14 protein-coding genes are annotated in these 20,014 nt (G+C 26.3%); 3 read left to right on the forward strand and 11 right to left on the reverse strand.

All coding sequences use genetic code 11. The features are described from left to right. Window positions 1–134: 134 nt before the first annotated feature. The 7 genes from ytvI to QOZ93_RS12495 all read right to left on the reverse strand — a co-directional run bounded on the left by ytvI (window position 135) and on the right by QOZ93_RS12495 (window position 12,643). Entirely contained in the window at window positions 135–1,181 is a 1,047-nt protein-coding gene (gene ytvI, locus QOZ93_RS12465; protein WP_307356891.1) for a sporulation integral membrane protein YtvI, read from the reverse strand. Window positions 1,182–1,272: 91 nt separating this feature from the next. Next, on the reverse strand, window positions 1,273–2,112 hold the full coding sequence (locus QOZ93_RS12470) for a DegV family protein (RefSeq protein WP_111940548.1): 840 nt from the start codon (window positions 2,110–2,112) through the stop codon (window positions 1,273–1,275). Between the two features lie 30 nt (window positions 2,113–2,142). Next, the gene (locus tag QOZ93_RS12475; protein ID WP_307356913.1) at window positions 2,143–2,745 is read right to left on the reverse strand and encodes a TetR/AcrR family transcriptional regulator; all 603 of its coding nucleotides are present in this window, start codon (window positions 2,743–2,745) and stop codon (window positions 2,143–2,145) included. A gap of 118 nt (window positions 2,746–2,863) precedes the next feature. Further along, window positions 2,864–5,407: a DUF4430 domain-containing protein gene (locus QOZ93_RS12480; RefSeq protein ID WP_307356893.1), complete on the reverse strand. Its 2,544-nt coding sequence runs from the start codon at window positions 5,405–5,407 to the stop codon at window positions 2,864–2,866. Between the two features lie 128 nt (window positions 5,408–5,535). Beyond that, window positions 5,536–9,159, reverse strand: coding sequence for an immunoglobulin-like domain-containing protein (locus tag QOZ93_RS12485; RefSeq protein WP_307356895.1), 3,624 nt, complete (start codon window positions 9,157–9,159; stop codon window positions 5,536–5,538). 220 nt (window positions 9,160–9,379) lie between these two features. Next, entirely contained in the window at window positions 9,380–12,244 is a 2,865-nt protein-coding gene (locus tag QOZ93_RS12490) for an immunoglobulin-like domain-containing protein (RefSeq protein ID WP_307356897.1), read from the reverse strand. A 201-nt stretch (window positions 12,245–12,445) separates the two neighbouring features. Continuing rightward, window positions 12,446–12,643 (reverse strand): hypothetical protein, encoded by a 198-nt coding sequence (locus tag QOZ93_RS12495; RefSeq protein WP_111940538.1) that lies wholly within the window; start codon window positions 12,641–12,643, stop codon window positions 12,446–12,448. A 140-nt stretch (window positions 12,644–12,783) separates the two neighbouring features. On the opposite strand from QOZ93_RS12495, the gene QOZ93_RS12500 reads away from it, so the two are divergent. Together QOZ93_RS12500 and QOZ93_RS12505 are read left to right on the forward strand one after the other, a co-directional pair. Further along, window positions 12,784–13,809: an alpha/beta fold hydrolase gene (locus QOZ93_RS12500; RefSeq protein WP_307356899.1), complete on the forward strand. Its 1,026-nt coding sequence runs from the start codon at window positions 12,784–12,786 to the stop codon at window positions 13,807–13,809. A gap of 118 nt (window positions 13,810–13,927) precedes the next feature. Beyond that, window positions 13,928–15,868 carry an ABC-F family ATP-binding cassette domain-containing protein gene (locus QOZ93_RS12505; protein WP_307356901.1) on the forward strand — a complete coding sequence of 647 codons (1,941 nt, stop codon included), beginning with the start codon at window positions 13,928–13,930 and terminating at the stop codon, window positions 15,866–15,868. A 266-nt stretch (window positions 15,869–16,134) separates the two neighbouring features. Here the strand turns inward: QOZ93_RS12505 and QOZ93_RS12510 are convergent, their stop codons facing one another. Next, window positions 16,135–16,692 carry a uracil-DNA glycosylase gene (locus tag QOZ93_RS12510; protein WP_307356903.1) on the reverse strand — a complete coding sequence of 186 codons (558 nt, stop codon included), beginning with the start codon at window positions 16,690–16,692 and terminating at the stop codon, window positions 16,135–16,137. A gap of 255 nt (window positions 16,693–16,947) precedes the next feature. On the opposite strand from QOZ93_RS12510, the gene QOZ93_RS12515 reads away from it, so the two are divergent. Further along, window positions 16,948–17,796 carry a phosphatase PAP2 family protein gene (locus QOZ93_RS12515; protein ID WP_307356905.1) on the forward strand — a complete coding sequence of 283 codons (849 nt, stop codon included), beginning with the start codon at window positions 16,948–16,950 and terminating at the stop codon, window positions 17,794–17,796. A gap of 30 nt (window positions 17,797–17,826) precedes the next feature. Here QOZ93_RS12515 and QOZ93_RS12520 read toward each other — a convergent pair whose 3' ends face one another. The 3 genes from QOZ93_RS12520 to QOZ93_RS12530 are packed head-to-tail and all read right to left on the reverse strand — an operon-like array spanning window position 17,827 to window position 19,808. Beyond that, on the reverse strand, window positions 17,827–18,570 hold the full coding sequence (locus tag QOZ93_RS12520; RefSeq protein WP_307356907.1) for a hypothetical protein: 744 nt from the start codon (window positions 18,568–18,570) through the stop codon (window positions 17,827–17,829). Continuing rightward, window positions 18,560–19,444 carry an ATP-binding cassette domain-containing protein gene (locus QOZ93_RS12525; protein ID WP_307356909.1) on the reverse strand — a complete coding sequence of 295 codons (885 nt, stop codon included), beginning with the start codon at window positions 19,442–19,444 and terminating at the stop codon, window positions 18,560–18,562. Before QOZ93_RS12525 ends, QOZ93_RS12520 begins: the two co-directional genes overlap by 11 nt. Then, entirely contained in the window at window positions 19,437–19,808 is a 372-nt protein-coding gene (locus tag QOZ93_RS12530; RefSeq protein WP_307356911.1) for a GntR family transcriptional regulator, read from the reverse strand. The genes QOZ93_RS12525 and QOZ93_RS12530 overlap by 8 nt, the downstream gene beginning before the upstream one ends. Window positions 19,809–20,014: the final 206 nt, after the last annotated feature.

The following is a 20,014-nucleotide window of genomic DNA, read 5'->3' on the forward strand; positions in this document are numbered from 1 at the left end:
AAGCTAGATCCTCCTCTTTTAAATTATATATAACCATTATTATTCATTATATCATTATAATAACTTTTTACTAAAAAATCGTTCCTTATACTTTTATCATACAGATTCGTATAAAGAACGATTTATAATTTTATTTATAAAACTTTTACTTGTTTTAAAACATTATAAAATACTATAAGAAACATGAAAAATATCATTCCCATAAATCCATTCATAGTTAATCCTATAAATATAGCCGCCAACACCGCTACAGGATGTATTCCTAAAGAAGCTGATACAATTTTAGGTTCTATTATCTGTCTTATAACAGACATTGCTCCATAAGCTATAAGTAATGTGACTGCTATTCCTTTTGACCCTATAACCCAGTATATAATAATTAAGGGTCCATATACCATTCCTATTCCTACGACTGGCAGTATATCTGCTATAGCTGAAACTATACTTAATATAACTGAATATTTAACTCCTAAGATCAAGAATACTATCAAAGTTTCTATAAAAGTTAAAAATATTATTAATCCATAAGACATTAAATAATTTATAATCATTTTCTTCGCTTGATTAAATATACTTGAATATTTTCCCATTATGTTATTTTGTATATTTTGCTTTTTTCTAATAATTAAATCCTTTGTAAAAAAGTAAGTTGCCATAATAGAAAAAAATATTACCATTAATAAATATGGCACATTGCTAACAAAGCTTACTAATGATGTTACCACTGATCCTGAAAAGGATAATAAATTACCTGAGTATTTACTTATAAACTCTGATATGTATGTTTTAAAAGTTTTTAATATTTCAGGATCTACATTTTCATATTTTTGCTGTATTTTACTTATAAACGTATAAATATTGTCTGAATTATTTACCAAATAATCTTGAGTACCTTTGGCTAATTGAACTAATTCATTACTTAGTGAAATTATTCCCCATAGTAATAATGAAAAAATTATAGCGAAAAAAAATATATTAGTTATCAAACAAGCTAACGTACTTTTAAACTTAAACTTTTTCATTAAGTATTCGGTAGGTTTTCTTAAAATCAAAGCTATAATCAGTGCTATAACAAAAGGAAAAGTATATTTTAAAGTCCCAAAAAAGATGTAAAAAATCATTGTATACATCAAAATAAATATAATTAATTTATCTATTTTTTCTACAGTTCCTTCTAACATAGTCTACCTCCTAAAGTTTTTATAAAATTTTTTAGCTTCAGTATATTTCAACTGAAGCTAAAAGTATTTTTATAATACATTATATCAAAATTTAATCTTGTAAGTAAACTAATCCAATTAGTCCAGGTCCACTATGAACACCTGACACTGGGCTTATACTACCACCCTTAGAAATATTTTTTATATTTGGTACCTTTTTTAAATTTTCGTAAACATTCTCCATTTCTTCTTCTGCATATCCATGCATTAGCCATGCATCACCAGGCTTTTCAAAGCCACTTGCAATTTCTACTAGCTTTTTAAGTGACTGCTTTCTACCTCTTAACTTTTCATAAGTTACATATCTTCCATCTTGATCAATTGTTATAATAGGTTTTAAACTTAACATTTCACCTATGGTTCCTGCAACTGCACCGATTCTTCCACCTTTTTTTAAATACTTTAAAGTTCCTACTACGAAAAATACATTTACCTTTTCTCTTATCTTTGGAATCTCTGTTATAATTTCTTTAAAAGATTTACCTTCTTCTATCATCTTCCCACATTTTTCTACTAATATACCTTCGCCTAATGATATACTTTTAGAGTCAAAAATAAAGCTTTCAATTTCAGGATAATCTTCGCTTATAAGTCTTAAGGCATTATAAATACCTGATAATCCTGATGATAAAGTAATTGCTATAACATGTGTATATCCCTCTAGCTTTATTCTATTAAAAAGTTTTTCCATATCTGATAAGGATGGTAATGATGATGTTGGTATTTCTTCATCTAGGTTAGAATAAACATCTTCTGGTTTAATATTTATACCATCCAAAAATTCCTTATTCTCATATATAATTCTAAAAGGAAGTACATTTATATTATATTTATTTATAATATCCCTTCCTAAGTCACATGCGCTATCTGTTATTAATGCTATTTTTTGCAAACGAAACCCCTCCACTCACTAATAATTTATTTATTTATTTTTTACTACATATTCTGCTATTGAACTTGGTGAAATAGAATCTGTCTTTAATAAACTTTGTAATACAAATCCATCCATAGTAGCAACCATTATGTTACTAAGTACATTATAATCTATATTTTTATCCTTTAATATTTTTCTTAATCCTTCTTCAACAACATTTTTCCACTTTATATATTCTTTATTAAATTGTTTTCTTAAATCTTCATTTTTCATTAAGGCTTCTTGAATAAGACATAAATGTAGTTTTCCATTTTCATGAGCATTTAATATGTTTTTAAAAGTAACTTCTATGATTTTAGTTGGATCACTATTAGTATCTATATTTTGTAATGCCTTATTTATTTTTAATGTACTTTCCTTAAAATATCTATGTGCAATATCATTAATTAAGTCATTTTTAGATGAATAATAATAATACAAAGTTCCCTTACTAATTCCAACCTCTTTGGCAATATCCGCTAAACTAGTACTTTCTATTCCCTTTTCTATAATTAATTTTTCAGTAACTTGTAAAATTTTTTCTTGATTATTTATACAATTCTCTTTAATAATAACCTGTTCTCCTTTCTCGTCCGCCCGTCCGACTAATATTAGTTAAAGTATAGCAATTGTTACCATTAGTGTCAATATGTCTTTATAAAATAAAAAGTATAATAACTCTTTTTATTTTAAGCTATTACACTTTTTAAATTCATTATTTAATTTCTATTTATTTTACCTCATCCCATTTTGGAGTTTTCCATTGATTTCCTTCAGTTGCATAATACCAAAGAACTTTATCTCCATCCTTTAAGTTGACTTTACTTGCCCCTACTGATGATTGGACATCGTTTACTGTGAAACACCATCCATCATAATTTTTATTTTCTATTTCTAATATAGACTTAACAAACAGACCATAAGTGCTATTTTCTATTATATATTTGTCTGTTACATTTTTAAGTGAATCTAAAACTGTTATGTTTTGTTTTTGATTATTAACTTTAAAATTTTCACATTTTGATATAGGATCTTTTTTACTTGGTATGGATATTTTAACTTGAATATTTATAGATTTTTCATTATCCACTTTAGAAAAATCTTTTAATTCATAAAAAGCCCCTCTATTATTTACAAAATCTCTATATGATATAAGTGCTTGAGTAGCTTGAGAAGTAGCTAATATATTCTCAGCTTGTCCTTTATTATGCATAAATCCTTTATCATTAGCAAAACTTAATAAATTACTTATTAAATTATTATCATTTTTAGTGAATTGTTTACTTGCTGGATCTATCTTGTTAGATGTTAAAGCTATTATAGCTTGTGATAAACTTTCACTACTTTCTCCTGTCCATTCTGAATAGTAAAGTCCTTTTTTATTTTGCATATTTGCTAAAGTTTTTGCGGCATTTTCTATACATTCTTTAACTTCTACACTATCATTATAAGGGGCTAATGCAGTCATAACTATAGCTGTTGTATCAAGATCTACATTATTACCAAATCCCCATCCTTTTTTATCCTTACTTTTAGTTATTAAATTTTTAACTAAATCTTTTCTTACACTATCAGTTACATTCTTTATTTCATATTTTCCACAATCTAATGCAATTAATGAATACGCTTCACTAAACACATTATTCTTGATAAATCCTTTTTTGCATAACTTTTCTACCAAATTAAGTTCTTTATCTACAACTCTAGCATCTTTTCCAGCAGCTGTTAATGCAATTATAGCTTTTGCATAATCTGTATCTTGTGCTTTATCCTTTTTATCTTTTATAGATTTAATAAATTTATTTAAATTTTCTTCTGATACTTTTTCACCACATTTACTTAGGACCAAAGAATTCCATTCGTTTAGATCCTTGGAACTTAGTGATGTAAGATATTTAAGATTATTTTTTAATGCCTTATCAATTCTTTCATTTTGATTTTGTGTTTTTAATAATTCTTCCCATGATGGTGCTTTCCATTGATTACTTTTAGTTGCGTAGTACCAAAGAACTTTATCCCCAGATTTTAATTTACATTTATCGGCACTTTCCATAATATCTTTGCCATTAACTGTGTACATCCATCCATCGGATTCTTTAGCACCTATTCCATTTATAGAAGTTACATAACCACCATCTTTATTAACCTCATACTTGACCCCTATTGCCTCTAATACTCCTAATGGAGTGAATCCCTTACTTTGTTTATTATTATCTATAACAACTTTGTCATTCACAAAAGTAGGAGTATAAATACTTCCACTTGGAAGGGCTATTGCCGCTTGAACATCCAATGTTTGTTGTTTTTCTACTTTCCAAGAAGCGACATTAAATGTTTTAGCTGCCCAAAGTCTCCCCGCATTAAAGGCCTTATCTTTATCAGCCTTTATTGATTTTAAATATTCAACTAATACATCTAAATCTTTACAATAAGAAATCTTATTTATCTCATCCTTACTTAACCCTTCACTTACAGATTTAGCATAATTATCTGTTAACGCCTTTAATCCTTCTACATCATTATCTAATCCTGCTTTATATGAATCTATCCACTCTTTAACTCCATCATTATATTTAACTGTGGATATATCATCTATTTCTTCTTTAACTTCTTTTAAATCCAAGGTATTGTCATTTACTAAAGAGATCTTATTAATACCATCAACTACCTTAGAAATTTTTTCTCCTTCAACTTTATCTAATTCTGAAGACCATGTACTTCTATATTGTATTTCTATTACATCTTTAACTAATTCTTTTCCTTTATTAATATCCTTTTGCTTCTTTGATTTTTTAGAATTATTTATGTAGTTTATTATTTTTGTAAATATAGGTTGCTGAACTTGATCAACTTGCACTGAAAATGTACCTTTAGCCCAATTAAGCTGCTTAGGTAATTTTTCAATAGCTTTTCTTGCTTCCTTTATAGATTTTTGAGTTTTTTCATTTAAGCATTTAATTGTCGCATCATAAGCTTCTTTATAAAGTTTATCTAAATTGTTCTCTGTAACTTTGCATATTTTTTTATTTGTAATTTTTTTTGAATCTTTATTTAATATCTTATTTTTATTACCATCATATGTTATATCCTTAACTTCTAAATCATTAAGTTTTATATTTTCTCCTGTAACTCTATTAACAACGGTTTGTCCAGTTTTATCTAATCCTATTTTAACATTGTTCCATAATTTATTACTTCCAGCAAAAACAGTAGAAGTAAATAAGGTGAAACTCAATACTGCTGCTATTAAACTACTTAGAAATTTCTTCCTCATATAATTCCCTCCATATCCATATTTTTCACAAAATTCATATTAATTTTACTATATTATTATTAAATATACAAATTTTAATCTTAAAAAAAACTATCTCGAAATTTCGAGATAGCCTTTTATTTCTTTGATTATACCCAATTAAATTTATATAAAACATGATTCTTATCTGAACTTAATGTCTCCCATCCTAAACCAAATTTACCATTTGCCACGACTTTTACTTCTTCACTTAATTGTTTCTGTGTCATATTTAATCCTTTGATTCTTAAATATAAAGAACTTTTTTTAGTTTTCAATGCTTCTAAAATCAACTTATCTAATTCTTCCTTATTTGTTACCTTTGGAATTACCTTACCATCATTAGTATATTCATCTATATCCATATTATCATATGCATATTTAGTAGAAGTACATCTTGGATAATTTCTTTCCTCATAATCTCCTCGTATATGGTCTTGATTAAGAACATTATCTGTTACATTAAAATAAGTATGAATAACTGGCGTAATAGTAGAACCCTCTACAACAATATTAGTTCCATTTCTATCTGATACAGGATCATCCCAAGTAGCATCTAAGTTGTACCATTCATTATCTAACTTAACCATATTCCATGCATGTCCTCCTCCTGGACGTCCATCATGTTTTGACTTACCAGTAGCATATTTACATTCTATTCCAACTTCTTTTAACAATAACTGCATTGCTTTTGCATAACTTTCACAAACGCCTTTATGTAAGATTAACACACCATATGCATTGTGATCCTCTAAATCAATAGGATTTTTATTTAATCCTGCCATATTATAATCTGCATTTTTAACTATATAATCGTGTAATGCCAATTCCTTCTGAAAATCTGTCATTCCATCTTTTATAACTTCTTTTACTATTCTTTTAACTTCTTCTTCTACTGCTTCCTTCTGTTTTCTTACAGTAGTTATATCTCTCATATAAGTAAACTTTATTGTTATCTCTTGTTCTGCTTGCCCTTGATATCCTCTAATTGATGCACTAGCAGTAGGCTTTCCATAATCTTCACCACCTAGCTCAACCATAGCATCATTCCAATGATCAAAATTGTATATATTTTTATCATACTTAGGAACTTTAATACTTATACTTTGTTTAAGACTTCTTACTGCCTCTTTTATAATATTATTAAATTCTTCTCCACTATTAGCTACTAATTGTTTTTCGGCCTTAACTGTTAAATTAAATTCCTTAGTTATACTTTTATCTTTTTTACTTAATGTAGCTGTTAATGTAACTAACCTATCTTTTTCCCCAAATTGCGGTCTTATAACTTTTCCATTAGAACTTATTATGCCTTCATCACTAGATGTCCAAGTAATATTTATATCATTTAAAAATGTTTTTAAGTTAATATCTTTTTCTATATTATCTACATTAGATATTTCTAAGGCATTATTTGCTAATTGCAACTCTTTTTCTATATTCTCCTCTTTTGCTTTAACTACAATATTAAAAGTTTTTACTTTTGAAACTTCTCCTTTTGATAATGTAGCTGTTAGTATAACGTTTTCATCTTTATCACTTCGTGTAACTATTCCATCGTTTGATATAATAGATTCATTACTTGAGTTCCAAATTATACTTACCTTATTTTCATCATCTTCATTACATAATTTTATATTATCTACTACGCCTTGTAGATTTCCTTTTATATCTAAATTATTAAAGCTTTTTTCAACATATTCTTCATTTGTAAAATCCTCAGCTTTAACAGTAACCATAAACTGTTTATTTTCTACAATTCCATTTAAGGATAATATAGCATTTAAAGTAACAACCATATTTCCTTGATTTGCCTTAGGTCTAACTACTCTTCCGGTATTATCTATGATATCTTTTCTTGAAGACTCCCATTTAATTTGAACTTCGTTTTCACCAGTTATTGGTAAATTTAAATTACTTTCTATTTCATCTATATTTTTTAGCTCTAAAGCTTGTTTGGCTTCATTAAGCTTGTTTTGATTCTCTAGTTGAATTTTTACTTTTTCCTCTTGTCTTTGTCTCTCTAATTCTGCTTTCTCTTTTGCAGCTTGTTGTTCTTCCTTCTCTTTCTTTATTCTTGCTTCTTCCTTTTCTTTTGCTTCTTTCTCCATTTTCTCTTGCTCGACTTGTTTTTCTTTTGCTTCCTTCTCCGCTTTCTCTTTTGCAAGTTGTTTTTCTTTTGCCTCTTGATCTGCCTTTATTCTTGCTTCTTCCCTTTCTTCTGCTTCCTTCGCTGCAATCTTAGCTTTTTCTTGAGCTTCTTTAAGTTCTTTTTCTAATTTTAACTTTTCGGCATCTTTAGCTAATTTTAGTTGTTCTTCTAATTTTTTTGCTTCTTTTTCCGTTTCTATTTTTGCTTTTTCTTTTTCCTTTGCTTCCTTCTCCGCCTTCTCTTTTACAAGTTGTTTTTCTTTTGCCTCTTGATCTGCCCTTATTCTTGCTTCTTCTTTTTCTTTTGCCTCCTTTGCTGCAATTTTAGCTTTCTCTTGAGCTTCTTTAAGTTCTTTTTCTAATTTTAATTTTTCAGTATCTTTAGCTAATTCTATTTGTTCTTTTAATTTTTTTTCTTGTTTTTCCGCTTCTATTTTTGCTTCTTCTTTTTCCTTTGCTTCTTTTTCTGCCTTCTCTTTTATGGCTTGTTTTTCTTTTGCTTCTTGTTTCTTTTTCTCTAATTCTGCCTTTTCTTTTTCTAATTTGTTTTGTTTTATTTCATCAGATTTTTGTTTATCCTCAATATTTAATTTTGTTTGTATTTCCCATGAACCTGTATCAACTCTTTTACTAGCCCAATATCTTCCGGCATTAAAAGCTTTATTTTTATCTGCATTTATATCTTTTAAATATTTTATTAATTCATCTTTATTACTACATTTAAGTATATCTTTGATTTCTTCTTTAGTTAATTCATTACAAATAACTTCTGAATACTTATTAGTTAACTCTTTAACTCCAACTATCTCTACATCGATTTGTTTTCTGTAAGTGTAAATCCATTGTTTAACTCCATCATTATACTCTACAGTATCTATATCTTTCATTTCTTCATTAGCAATTTTCCAAGATTCTGAGTCGTTTTTTATACTAGCTCTTTGAATGGATTTAACTAAATTACTTATTTTCTCTTGTTGAACTTTATCTAACTCCGCTGACCATGTCGCTTTATATTGATCCTCTATTACATCCTTTATTAGTTTTCTACTTTCATTTATAGAAAGCTGAGATTTTAATTCCTTAGCTTTTTCTAAAGTTTCTATAATTTTTTCAAAAATAGGTTGTTGAATTGAATCAACTTGTTTTGAAAACTCTCCTATTGCCCATTGAAGATTACTTGGAATTCTAGCAATCATATCTCTAGCCTCTTTTATAGATTCTTGAGTTCGTAAATTTAAACATTTAGTAGTTGCATAATACGCATCTTTATATAATTCTTCTATGCTTTTTTTACTTAAATCAACAACATCTTCTTTTTTTACATTATTATCTTTTTTATTTTTATTATCTGTTGTATTTTCTTTTACCACTTGTATTTTTTTATCTAAAGATATGTCTTTTTCATTTAAGTTTTTAAGATTAACTGGTTCATTTGACACCTTAATAGCTATATTTTGTCCTACTTCATCTATACCACTTTTAACATTTTTCCACATTGATATTTCGGTAGCAAAAATAGTAGATGCACATATATTTACCGTTAATGCCATTGCTATTACTGAGGTTAAAAAGTTCTTCTTCATTATTATTCCTCCTAAGGAAATTTTATTAATTAAAGTTGTTTTACAATAATTTACTTTTTATTTAATCTTTATTTACATTATTCATTAAATTTTTTATCGTTTCTTTTAATATAAAATTAAGTATAATTTTATATTTTAAATTAAATTTATACATTATCTCTGTTATATATAAAAAAAATGCCTAAAATTGTTTTTAAACATTTTAGGCATTTATTGTTATTTACCAAAATAAATTGTATTGTACATGATTCTCATCAGAAACTATTGTATCCCAACTAAGATCATAATTTCCCTTAGCTATTTTTTCCACTTCCTCAGCAAATTGTTCTTGGCTCATCTTAAATCCTTGAATTCTTAATATTAAATTCTTTTTCTTTTTATCTAAAGCATCTAATATTTCTCTATCCAAATTTTCCCTACTTTTAACTGTTTTTATTAATTTTCCGTCACTTGTATATTCATCAATATCTAAATTTTCATAGGCATATTTAGTACCTGTACATTTAGGATAATTTTTTTCCTCATATTCTCCTCTTATGTGATCTCTATTAAGTATTTCATCGGTTACATTAAAATACTTATGAATAACAGGCATAAAATAGTTTTCAGAAACTTCAATAGATCCATTCCTATCTGATATTGGATCATCCCAAGTAGCATCTAAATTATACCATTCGTTATCTAACTTAACCATATTCCATGCATGTCCGAGTCCTGGTCTTCCATTATATTTGGAAGTTCCTGTAACATATTTACATTCAATGCTTGCTGCATTTAATAATAGTTGCATAGCTTTTGCATAACTCTCACAAACTCCCTTGTGTAAAATTAAAACTCCATATGCATTGTGATCTTCAGCTTTAAAAACTCCATTATTATAATTCTGTACATTATAATCCGCTGTTTTAACAATATAGTCATGCAATGCTAGTTCTTTTTCTACATCTGTCATACCCTTTTTTATAACTGTTTTAATTATTCTTTGGACTTCTCTCTCAACCTCTGATTTTTCTCTTTTCATAGTATCGATTGATATAGCATAATTTAATTTTAAATCTAAAATGTATTCTACTCTATCTTTTGAAGAAAGACTTGCATTTAATTCTGGTTTTCCATAATCTAAATCTGGATTTGTGGTAAGTACATCCTCTACTATCTCTAGGTTGTAATCATTTTTATTATATTGAGGAATTCTTATTCTCAATCTTTCAGGAAAATATTTTAAACTATCTTCTAATATGGATATAAATTCTGCTTTATTATTAGCAATTAACTCTCTTTTAGACTTGACTATTACATCAAAATCTTTAGTTACATTCTTTCCATTCTTACTAACCATTGCTGTAAGTCTAACTTTGCAATCCGCTTTACCTAGTATAGGTCTTTTTACTTTCCCACTAGAACTTACTACTTTAGGATTATTTGACTTCCATGATATAGTGCATCCTTCTAAAGAAGTCGGTAAAATAATATCCTCAACTATATTATTTCTATTTTTTATTTCTAATGAATCTCTAACAAGTATTAATTCTTTTTCTATATTTTCTTCTTTAGCTTTTACTACTATATTAAAGTTTTTATTTTTAATAACTTTTCCTTTTGATAAAATAGCCGTTAATACTACTGACTCATCTTTATTAGTTCTTACAACTTTTCCTTCATTAGAAATAATATATTCTTTATTAGATTTCCAACTTATTTTAACTTTGTTTGTTTTATCATAATTATATAATTTTAAATCATCTACTAATGCAGAAAGATTTCCCTCTAGAGTCAACTCATTAGTTGCTCTATTTACTAAATCATTATCACTAAATTCTTGCGACTTAACTATTACTTCAAAAGTTTTAGTATCTTGAATCCCATCCTTGGACAAAATCGCTGTTAAAGTAATAATTTCATTTCCTTCACTTGCTTTAGGTCTTGTTACTTTCCCATTTTTACTAATTACGTCTTCATTTGAAGATTTCCATTCTATATTTACACCATTTTCGGCCTTACTTGGCAAAATTAAATTTTTACTTATATTGTGTAAATCTCCTAAATTTAATTTTTCTTTAGCTTCTCCAATTAACTGTGAAATAGTTTTTTCTGTATTATGTTCTATTTGTATATCTGACTTTATACCATAAGAAGGTATGTTAAAACTTATACTTGCCCAGAATTTTCCTACATTCATAGCCTTATTATCGTTGACTTTTATAGATTTTAGATATCTCACTAGCTCATCTATATTCTTACAACTAGTTACTTTATTAATTTCTTCTCTACTTAAACCTTTACTTAGCATTTTAGAATATTCATGTGTTAAATTTTTTAAACCAAATACTTCATTATCTATTTGATGTTTATAATTATTTATCCATTGTTTAACTCCAACATTATATTCTACTTTAGCCAAGTCATCTATTTCCATTTTTGCATCTGTTAAATCTAAAGTATTATACTGTATTATAGTAGAATTTTTAAATTTATTTACCGCTATATTTATTTTTTCTTGTTGAATTTTATCCAACTCCGAAGACCACGTTCTTTTATATTGCTCCTCTATCACATCGTTAACTAACTCTCTTCCATTATTTATATCTATTTGAGCCTTTGTACCTTTAGATTTATTTATAAAATTTATTATTTTAACAAAAATAGGATGTTGTACTGTATCCACTTGTTTAGAAAATTCACCAATTGCCCAATCTAAATTTTTAGGTAATTTAGCAATTGCACTTCTTGCTTCTTTAATAGATCTTTGTGTTTTTTCTTGTAAACTTCTTTTAGTTGCATCATATGCATCTTTATAAAGTTCATCCATACTTTTCTTTTTATTGCTATTATTAATTGAATAATTAAGTTTTTTACTATTACCTATAGTTTTATGTATTTTTGTACCTAAATCTACATCCACTTTGCTTTTTTCTGATACACCAACTTGTTTGTTATTTACTTTAAGAACTACAGCTTGTCCTGTTTTGTCAATACCATTTTTAACATTATTCCAAAGAGAATTTTCACTAGCAAAAACTGATGGAGTAATTATACTTAATGTTAACGTTATAGCTATTAAACTACTTAAAACTCTTTTCTTCATAATTCATTTCCCCCCTTAATAATACTATCGTTAACTTTTCTTTTTGATTCACATTTATTTTTTTATTTTATTAATTGCATGCTTTGTAAAAAACTCCATTATATTTTCCTTATATAAAAAAATATAAAAATATTTTCTTTTTTGTAGTATTTAAAATAAAAATAATAAAAAGCTCATAAAATTTATGAGCTTTTTTAATTACTATAAAATAAATTCTATTGAGAAAACATCGTTAGCAGAAATTTGTTGTCCTAATAAATTTATTGTGCCATTTATTTTCCTATTTCCCATAAAAAATTGAAAGAGTTTCATGTAATTTAATTGTTTTATAATTTGATCTGTTTCTTGTTGAGTAAAAATTCTTTTTTGACCATTTTTAAAATTTAAAGCTAATTTCATATTTTTCTCCCTAAAAATTACTTCACTATTAATATACGTGTTTACCATAAATTTTGATAATAATTTTAAATATATTTTATAACATTTTTAATCTCTAATTAATATTATTAAATTATATCAATATAATTAGGATGGTTTATATGAAAATAAATTTTAGCTATGAAAAAACTCAAACTTCTTACAATAGTGGCTTTATTAAAAAAGGAAAATTTTATAGATGTAATTATATAAAATTTAAAAGTCCTTATAAATTTTCTAACCCTGGTACTGAGACTATTGAACTGTATAACTTTGAACCCAAAACTCCTGCTAAAGGTTCAGCATTAATTATTCATGGCTTAGGAACTAAAAACATAAGATTTTTATTTTGGCTTGGTCCAACTCTAGCTTCCTTCAATGTAAGTTGTAATATATTAATTCTTCCCGGACATTATACACGTGTAGCGAAAGGGTGTGTAAGTGGTAAAAATTATGTATATCCTGATATTAAAACCATGTATAATGCTTGGGAACATGCCATAGTAGACATTCAATCTTCTATAGATTTTTTACAGGAAACTAACCGTTGGAAAGAAAAAAACTGTATTTTAGGATATTGCCTTGGTGGAATGTTAAGTTCAATTGCTAGTTGTATAGACCCTAGAATAGATGAAACTATTTTACTTAATACTGGAGGATATTTTCCTAAAATAATTCATGAATGTTCCGTTGGAAAATTTGCCAGAAGAATGTTTGAAAATGGATATACAACAGATTATTTTTTACAAGATAAATATAAATTATATGGCACTTATGACAAACAACTTCCTACCGTTAGAAAATTTTGTTTAAATGAACTGTTAAATTCCGAAGAAATTCATCCACTTTTTAAAATTGATCCTCTATCCTATGGACACCTATTAAATAAAGATAAGGTAACTTTCATTGATGGAATTTATGATGAAACTTTGCCAATTACAAGTAGAAGTCTTTTATTTAAAGAATTAGAAGGTAGCGATAGATATCTTCTTCCTATGACTCATGGTTCCATATTACTATTTCAATTTTTTATTGCTCAATATGTAATGTTAAAATTAAAAATTGGTGTATTACCTAAGCCTGAAAATTTAATGCCTCAAAATATAAAAATTCCTATAATTAATGATTTAATTAAATATATTAAATAAAAATAGAATGTTTATTTGAAATCCATGCTATTTTAAGATAAAGTTATATTTATGATATTATTACAATCCAAAAATAAAAAACTTTTATATAAAATATTGATTTAAAGGATGGTTATATATGAATTTAATTTCTATAGAAAACTTAAGTAAAAGTTATAGCGAAAAAATTCTTTTAAATAAAATTTCTTTTGGAATTAACGAAGGTGAAAAGATAGGTATTATTGGTGTTAATGGAACTGGTAAATCCACTCTTCTTAAAATTATTGCTGGTTTAGAAGAGTGTGATGAAGGCACTATTATAAAAAATAACAAAGTTAATATAGAATATCTTCCCCAAACCCCTGAATTTGATGATAATTCCACAGTATTAGAACAAATTTTTAAAGGAAACTCTCCTGTTATAGTTGCATTAAAAAACTATGAAAATATTATTGAAAAATTAGATAAAGATCCTAATGATAACAAACTTTCCGAAAAACTTATATCACTTTCTGCTAAAATAGATGCTTTAGATGGTTGGGATTTAGAAAGTAGGGCTAAAACTATCTTAACTAAATTAGGTATTAAAGATTTTGATAAAAAAGTTTCTACATTATCAGGAGGACAAAAAAAGAGAATAGCTCTTGCTCAAGTTTTAATTTCCCCTGCTGAGCTCCTTATATTAGATGAGCCTACAAATCACATGGACAATGAGAGTATAGCATGGCTTGAAGAATTTTTAAATTCTAGAAAAGGTTCTGTACTTATGATTACTCATGATAGATATTTTTTAGATAGAGTATCTAATCGAATTTTAGAAATTGATCATGGTAGACTATTTTCATATGAAGGAAACTTTAGTAGCTTTTTAGAAAAAAAAGTTGAACGTGAAGAATTGGAATCAGCTAAGGAGGATAAACGTCAAAATCTTTTAAGACGTGAACTTGCTTGGATAAGAAGAGGTGCTAAAGCTAGAAGTACAAAACAAAAAGCTAGGATTGACCGTTTTCAAGAACTTTCTTCTGAAGATCCTATAAATAAAAATGATAATTTAGAAATATCTACAGCTCATTCAAGACTTGGTAATAAAATAATTATTTTAGATAAAGTTAATAAAAACTTTAATGAAAAAAATATTATAAAAGATTTTTCTTATATTATGACTAAGGATGATAGAATAGGAATTATTGGACCTAATGGAATAGGTAAATCAACCTTAATGAATTTAATTGCTAACAGATTAAAACCTGATAGTGGAGAAGTTGTTCTTGGTGAAACAGTAAAATTAGGTTACTTTTCTCAGTCAAATTACAATATGGATGAAAATTTAAGAGTTATAGAATATATCAAAGAAACTGCTGAATTTATCTTAACTAAAGAAGGTGATAGAATTTCAGCTTCTCAGATGTTAGAAAAATTTTTATTTCCACCAGAAGCTCAGTGGACCCCTATTTATAAATTATCCGGTGGAGAAAGAAGACGATTATTTTTATTAAAAATTTTAATGGAAGCACCTAATATTTTACTATTAGATGAGCCTACAAATGATTTGGATATAGCAACATTGGAAATTTTAGAAGACTACATAGAAAACTTTAATGGCCCAATTATGACTGTATCCCATGACAGATACTTTCTTGATAAAATAGCAAATAAAATTTTTTCTTATGAAGGAAACGGTCAGGTATTAGAGCATACCGGAAATTATTCAGACTTTATAGAATATAAACGAAATTTATCCACAGAATGTGAACAACTTGAAGAAAACAAAAATCAAACTGTGAATAATTCTAATAAAAAAATTGATGATCCTATAAAAAAAGAAAAAAAACTTTTAAAATTATCTTATAAAGATCAAAGGGAATATGATGAAATTGAGAGTATTATTGAAAATATAGAAAATACTATAGTAGAAACTGAAGATGAAATTACAAAAAATGCTTCCAATTATTCAAAACTTCAAGAATTACTTGTGAAAAAAGAATCTCTTGAAAAAAAACTTGAAAAAAAGATGGAGCGTTGGGAATACTTAAATGAGTTAGTAGAAGAAATCAATGCAAATAAAAAATTAGAAAACTAGTTTAAATATAAAAATAAATGACACTAAAAATCTATTTTATAAATTTTAGTGTCATAATTTATTTTCCGTAAATTTCTCTATTCTTTTAATTAAATTTTAAAATGTTTGTTTTTTACTCAAAAAAATTTAATTATTGATTATAATTCTAAAGGCTATTTTTACTTAACTGATTCTTTTATTACAATTTCTTATTTACCATAAACGTAACTTTTCATTTGTATTACTTATAAAATAAATAAAATATAAAAACGGAACTTACTAAAAGTTTATTTTATGTCTTTATACTTCCTTTTTATTTCTTTTAAATCTTGCCAAAATGGTGTTTTTTTATTTGGATCTCTTAAAACGGCTGATGGATGAAAAGTTGGCATTATAAAAAAACCTTTTCTCTCTACCCATATCCCTCTATCCCTTGTTATTCTTAAATTAGGTCCTATTATGTATTTACCTGCAACAGCCCCTAGACAAACTATTATCTTGGGTTTAACTAAAGCTACTTGATTTCTTAAATAAGGTATACAAGCTCTAGCTTCTTCCTCTAATGGATTTCTATTGTTTTCAGGTCTACACTTACAAATATTAGCTATATAATAATCTCTTTCTCTATGTAAATCTAATGCTAATAACCCTTTTGTAAGTAATTGTCCTGCTCTTCCTACAAAAGGGATTCCTGTTCTATCTTCGTCAGCCCCTGGTGCCTCACCAATAAACATTATATCCGCATTTGGATTTCCCTCGCCAAATACCATATTAGTTCTTCCGTTTATAAGATCACATTTTTCGCATTCTTTACATTCATTATATAATTCTTTCCACTGAAGCATAATTTCCTCCATAATTTTCACTATATATATTAATTATACTCTTATTATCTTTGATTTAAATGCATATTTTATAGTTAAAAGTTATTTCTAACTATAAAATATATAAAATTTTATTTTTTTAATACTTTTATTAAAATATATAAATTTTATTTTAAATATCATGTTAATTTTTATTTAAAATAAATTTACAAATAGTTTTAAAAAAATTAACTTTATGATATAATTTTTCTTATTTATATTTAACAGGAGGTACTTATGAATGCAATTCAATTTTTTCAATCTTTTGCAAATCCTTTTTTAGATGGATTTTTTCAAGCTATTACAATGTTTGGAGAAGACCTTTTTATACTTTTAGTTATTACCCTTACTTACTGGTGTTTTGATAAAAAATTTGGATATAGATTAGGTTTCGCATATCTATCAAGTATGACTTTAAATGGTGTTATAAAAGATATATTTAAAATTCCCAGACCTTTTAATAAAAATGGTATAAGATCACTTAGAATTAAAACCGCTACTGGATATTCCTTTCCTAGTGGTCATACTCAAGGTTCATCTACATTTTTTATTACTATAATACAAAAAATAAATAAAAACTATTTTTATTTACTAGGTAGTATTTTAATTTTATTAATTTGTATATCTAGATTATATCTAGGAGTACATACTCTTTTAGATGTTTGTGGTGGTTTATTGTTTGGTATTTCTTGGGCACTTATATCTAATAAATTTATGGATTATGTAGAAAACGGAAAAGAACATCTTCTTATGTTGCTTTTAATTCCTATATTAATTGGTACCATTTTTTGTACATCTTCTGATTATTTTAAAGCAGCAGGAATATGTTGTAGCTTCATTATAGGATTCTTTATAGAAACCAAATATATAAAGTTTGAAGCTAAACAGCCACTAAAAATTCAAATAATAAAGTATCTTATAGGTATTATTATAGCCGTTGCTATTAAAAGTTCTTTTAAAATATTTTTACCTAAAAACAATTTAGGAGAATTTATAAGATTTTTCGCATTAGGAATATGGGTTACAATTTTAGCACCTTATATTTTCAGTAAAATAAGTAAAAAACATAAAAAACCTTCACTATAATGTGGAGGTTTTTCTTATAATTAAATTTTTTTATTCTTTATTTATTGTTGCTCTTCTTACTAATGATAATTGAATTATCATAGCTACTAAACTTAATATTATAAATGTTATGATTCCTATATAAGGATTTTGTGGTTGAAATCCTAATAACTTCATGATTACTGGTATACCTATATTCTCATTAAAATCCCCAAAACAGTCCATTCCTATTAACATCATAATAGGAATAAGTGATACTACTATTTGCCCTATTTTATTTAATCTAAAATATATCATAGTTATTGTTAATCCTGTCATAAAAATTAATAAGCCTATTGTAAAACTCCATATATAATTAATTAATAAATATAACTTCATATCACTAAGTGCCGGATTTAAATATATCTGAAAATTCTCAGGCAACATATATATTAAATCAAATATATTAGGAGAATCAGTAAATATAGATAATGCCTTACTTATAATTATATTTATAAAAGGTAGAATAGCTGTCATTACAACCCCATACTTTATAGTTCCTATTATAAAACTTTTTCGTGAAACATTATTACCTTGTGAAAAATAAAAAGGTTTTTTAAATGAACATAGACCTAACACAAAAATCGTAATAAAAGCACCTAAATCAACTCCATTTACTTCACCATTACATCTATCTAATATTTTCGTTGCTACAATTATAGATACTAGAAAAGCACCAAAAATAGCATAATAAACACTAAAAACTTTTTGGGCTATTTTTAACTGATATTTATAAATTTTATTACTAATATTCATTTAAATCCCCCTCCATTTCTGTTAAATGTATAAATAATTTTTGAAGCTCTACTTTAGAAATATCTAAATTTAACTCATCAATTTTTTCATAATCTTCATCTGTTTTTTCTTCTAATATAGTAACTTTTTTATATGTTCCTAATGTTTCTTCTGCTATAATCTTTTTATCCTTTATATATTCATCGATTTTTATATCGCTACCACCAGCACAATAAGCTAACTCTAATAAATTTTCTACATAATCATTTGCTATTACTTTTTTGTCTTTTAGTATTATAACTTTTTCTAATAAGTCGGATATCTCTTCAATCATATGAGTAGATATTATAATAGTATTTTGATTTTCAGTATAATTTTTTAATAATTCTTTATAAAAAAGTTCCCTATGATTCGCATCTAATCCTAAAATAGGTTCATCAAATATTAAAATTTCTGCCCCTGATGCCAAAGTAATAATCAACTTAGTAATTGATTTATATCCTGTAGATAATTTTTTTAATTTCTTATTTATATCCAACTGAAAACGTTTGCTAAGTTCCTTAGCATAGTCCATATTAAAATTTTCATAAAATTCCTTTGTCCAATTAAAAATATCTATTATCTTCATATCTAAAGGTAACAAATTTTTTTCTTCCATAAAATATATTTTAGAAAGTACATTATTATTTTCATATACCTCTTCTCCATCAACAAGAATTATCCCCTTACTCAAAAAATCTCTGTTTGTTATAAGATGTAATAGTGTTGTTTTACCAACACCATTCCTCCCAAGAAGCCCATAAATTTTTCCTTCTTCTATTTTTAAAGATATGTCTGATAAAATTTCTTTTTCACCATAGCTTTTGCATACACTAGTTAACTCAATGCTACTCATTTTCATATCCCCCTTTTATCATATTGACTATTTCTTCCTCACTTATTCCAAGTCTTTTTGCTTCCTCCATAAGATTTAAAATGTAATCATCAAAAAATTTATCTTTTCTTTTTTTCAATAATTTACTTTTAGCCCCATTACAAACAAACATGCCTACCCCCCTTTTTTTATAAATTATTTCATTAGTCACTAATAAATTAAATCCTTTCCCCACCGTAGCTGGATTTATCTTATATGTTACAGAAATCTCTGTTGTTGATGGAATCTGCTCTTCTTCTTTGTAAATATTACTTAATATTCCTTCTTCAATGCTATTGGCAACTTGTTGATAAATAGGAATTTCACCATTAAAGTCAAAAAACAATTTTATCACCTCCTTACCTTATCGGTTAGTTACTTATGTAATTAACTATATATGTCTCTTAATAATTTGTCAATATTTTCTTTTATCAATTTTTATTTTTTACTAAAAAACAAAAAGGGGCTGTCGCACTAAAAAATAGTGCGACAGCTTTTTGCGTAAAAAATAAATCTCCCACTCGAAAGAGTGAAAGATTTATAGTAAAATTA

Source organism: Hathewaya limosa, assembly GCF_030815255.1.
Lineage (GTDB): Bacteria > Bacillota > Clostridia > Clostridiales > Clostridiaceae > Hathewaya > Hathewaya limosa.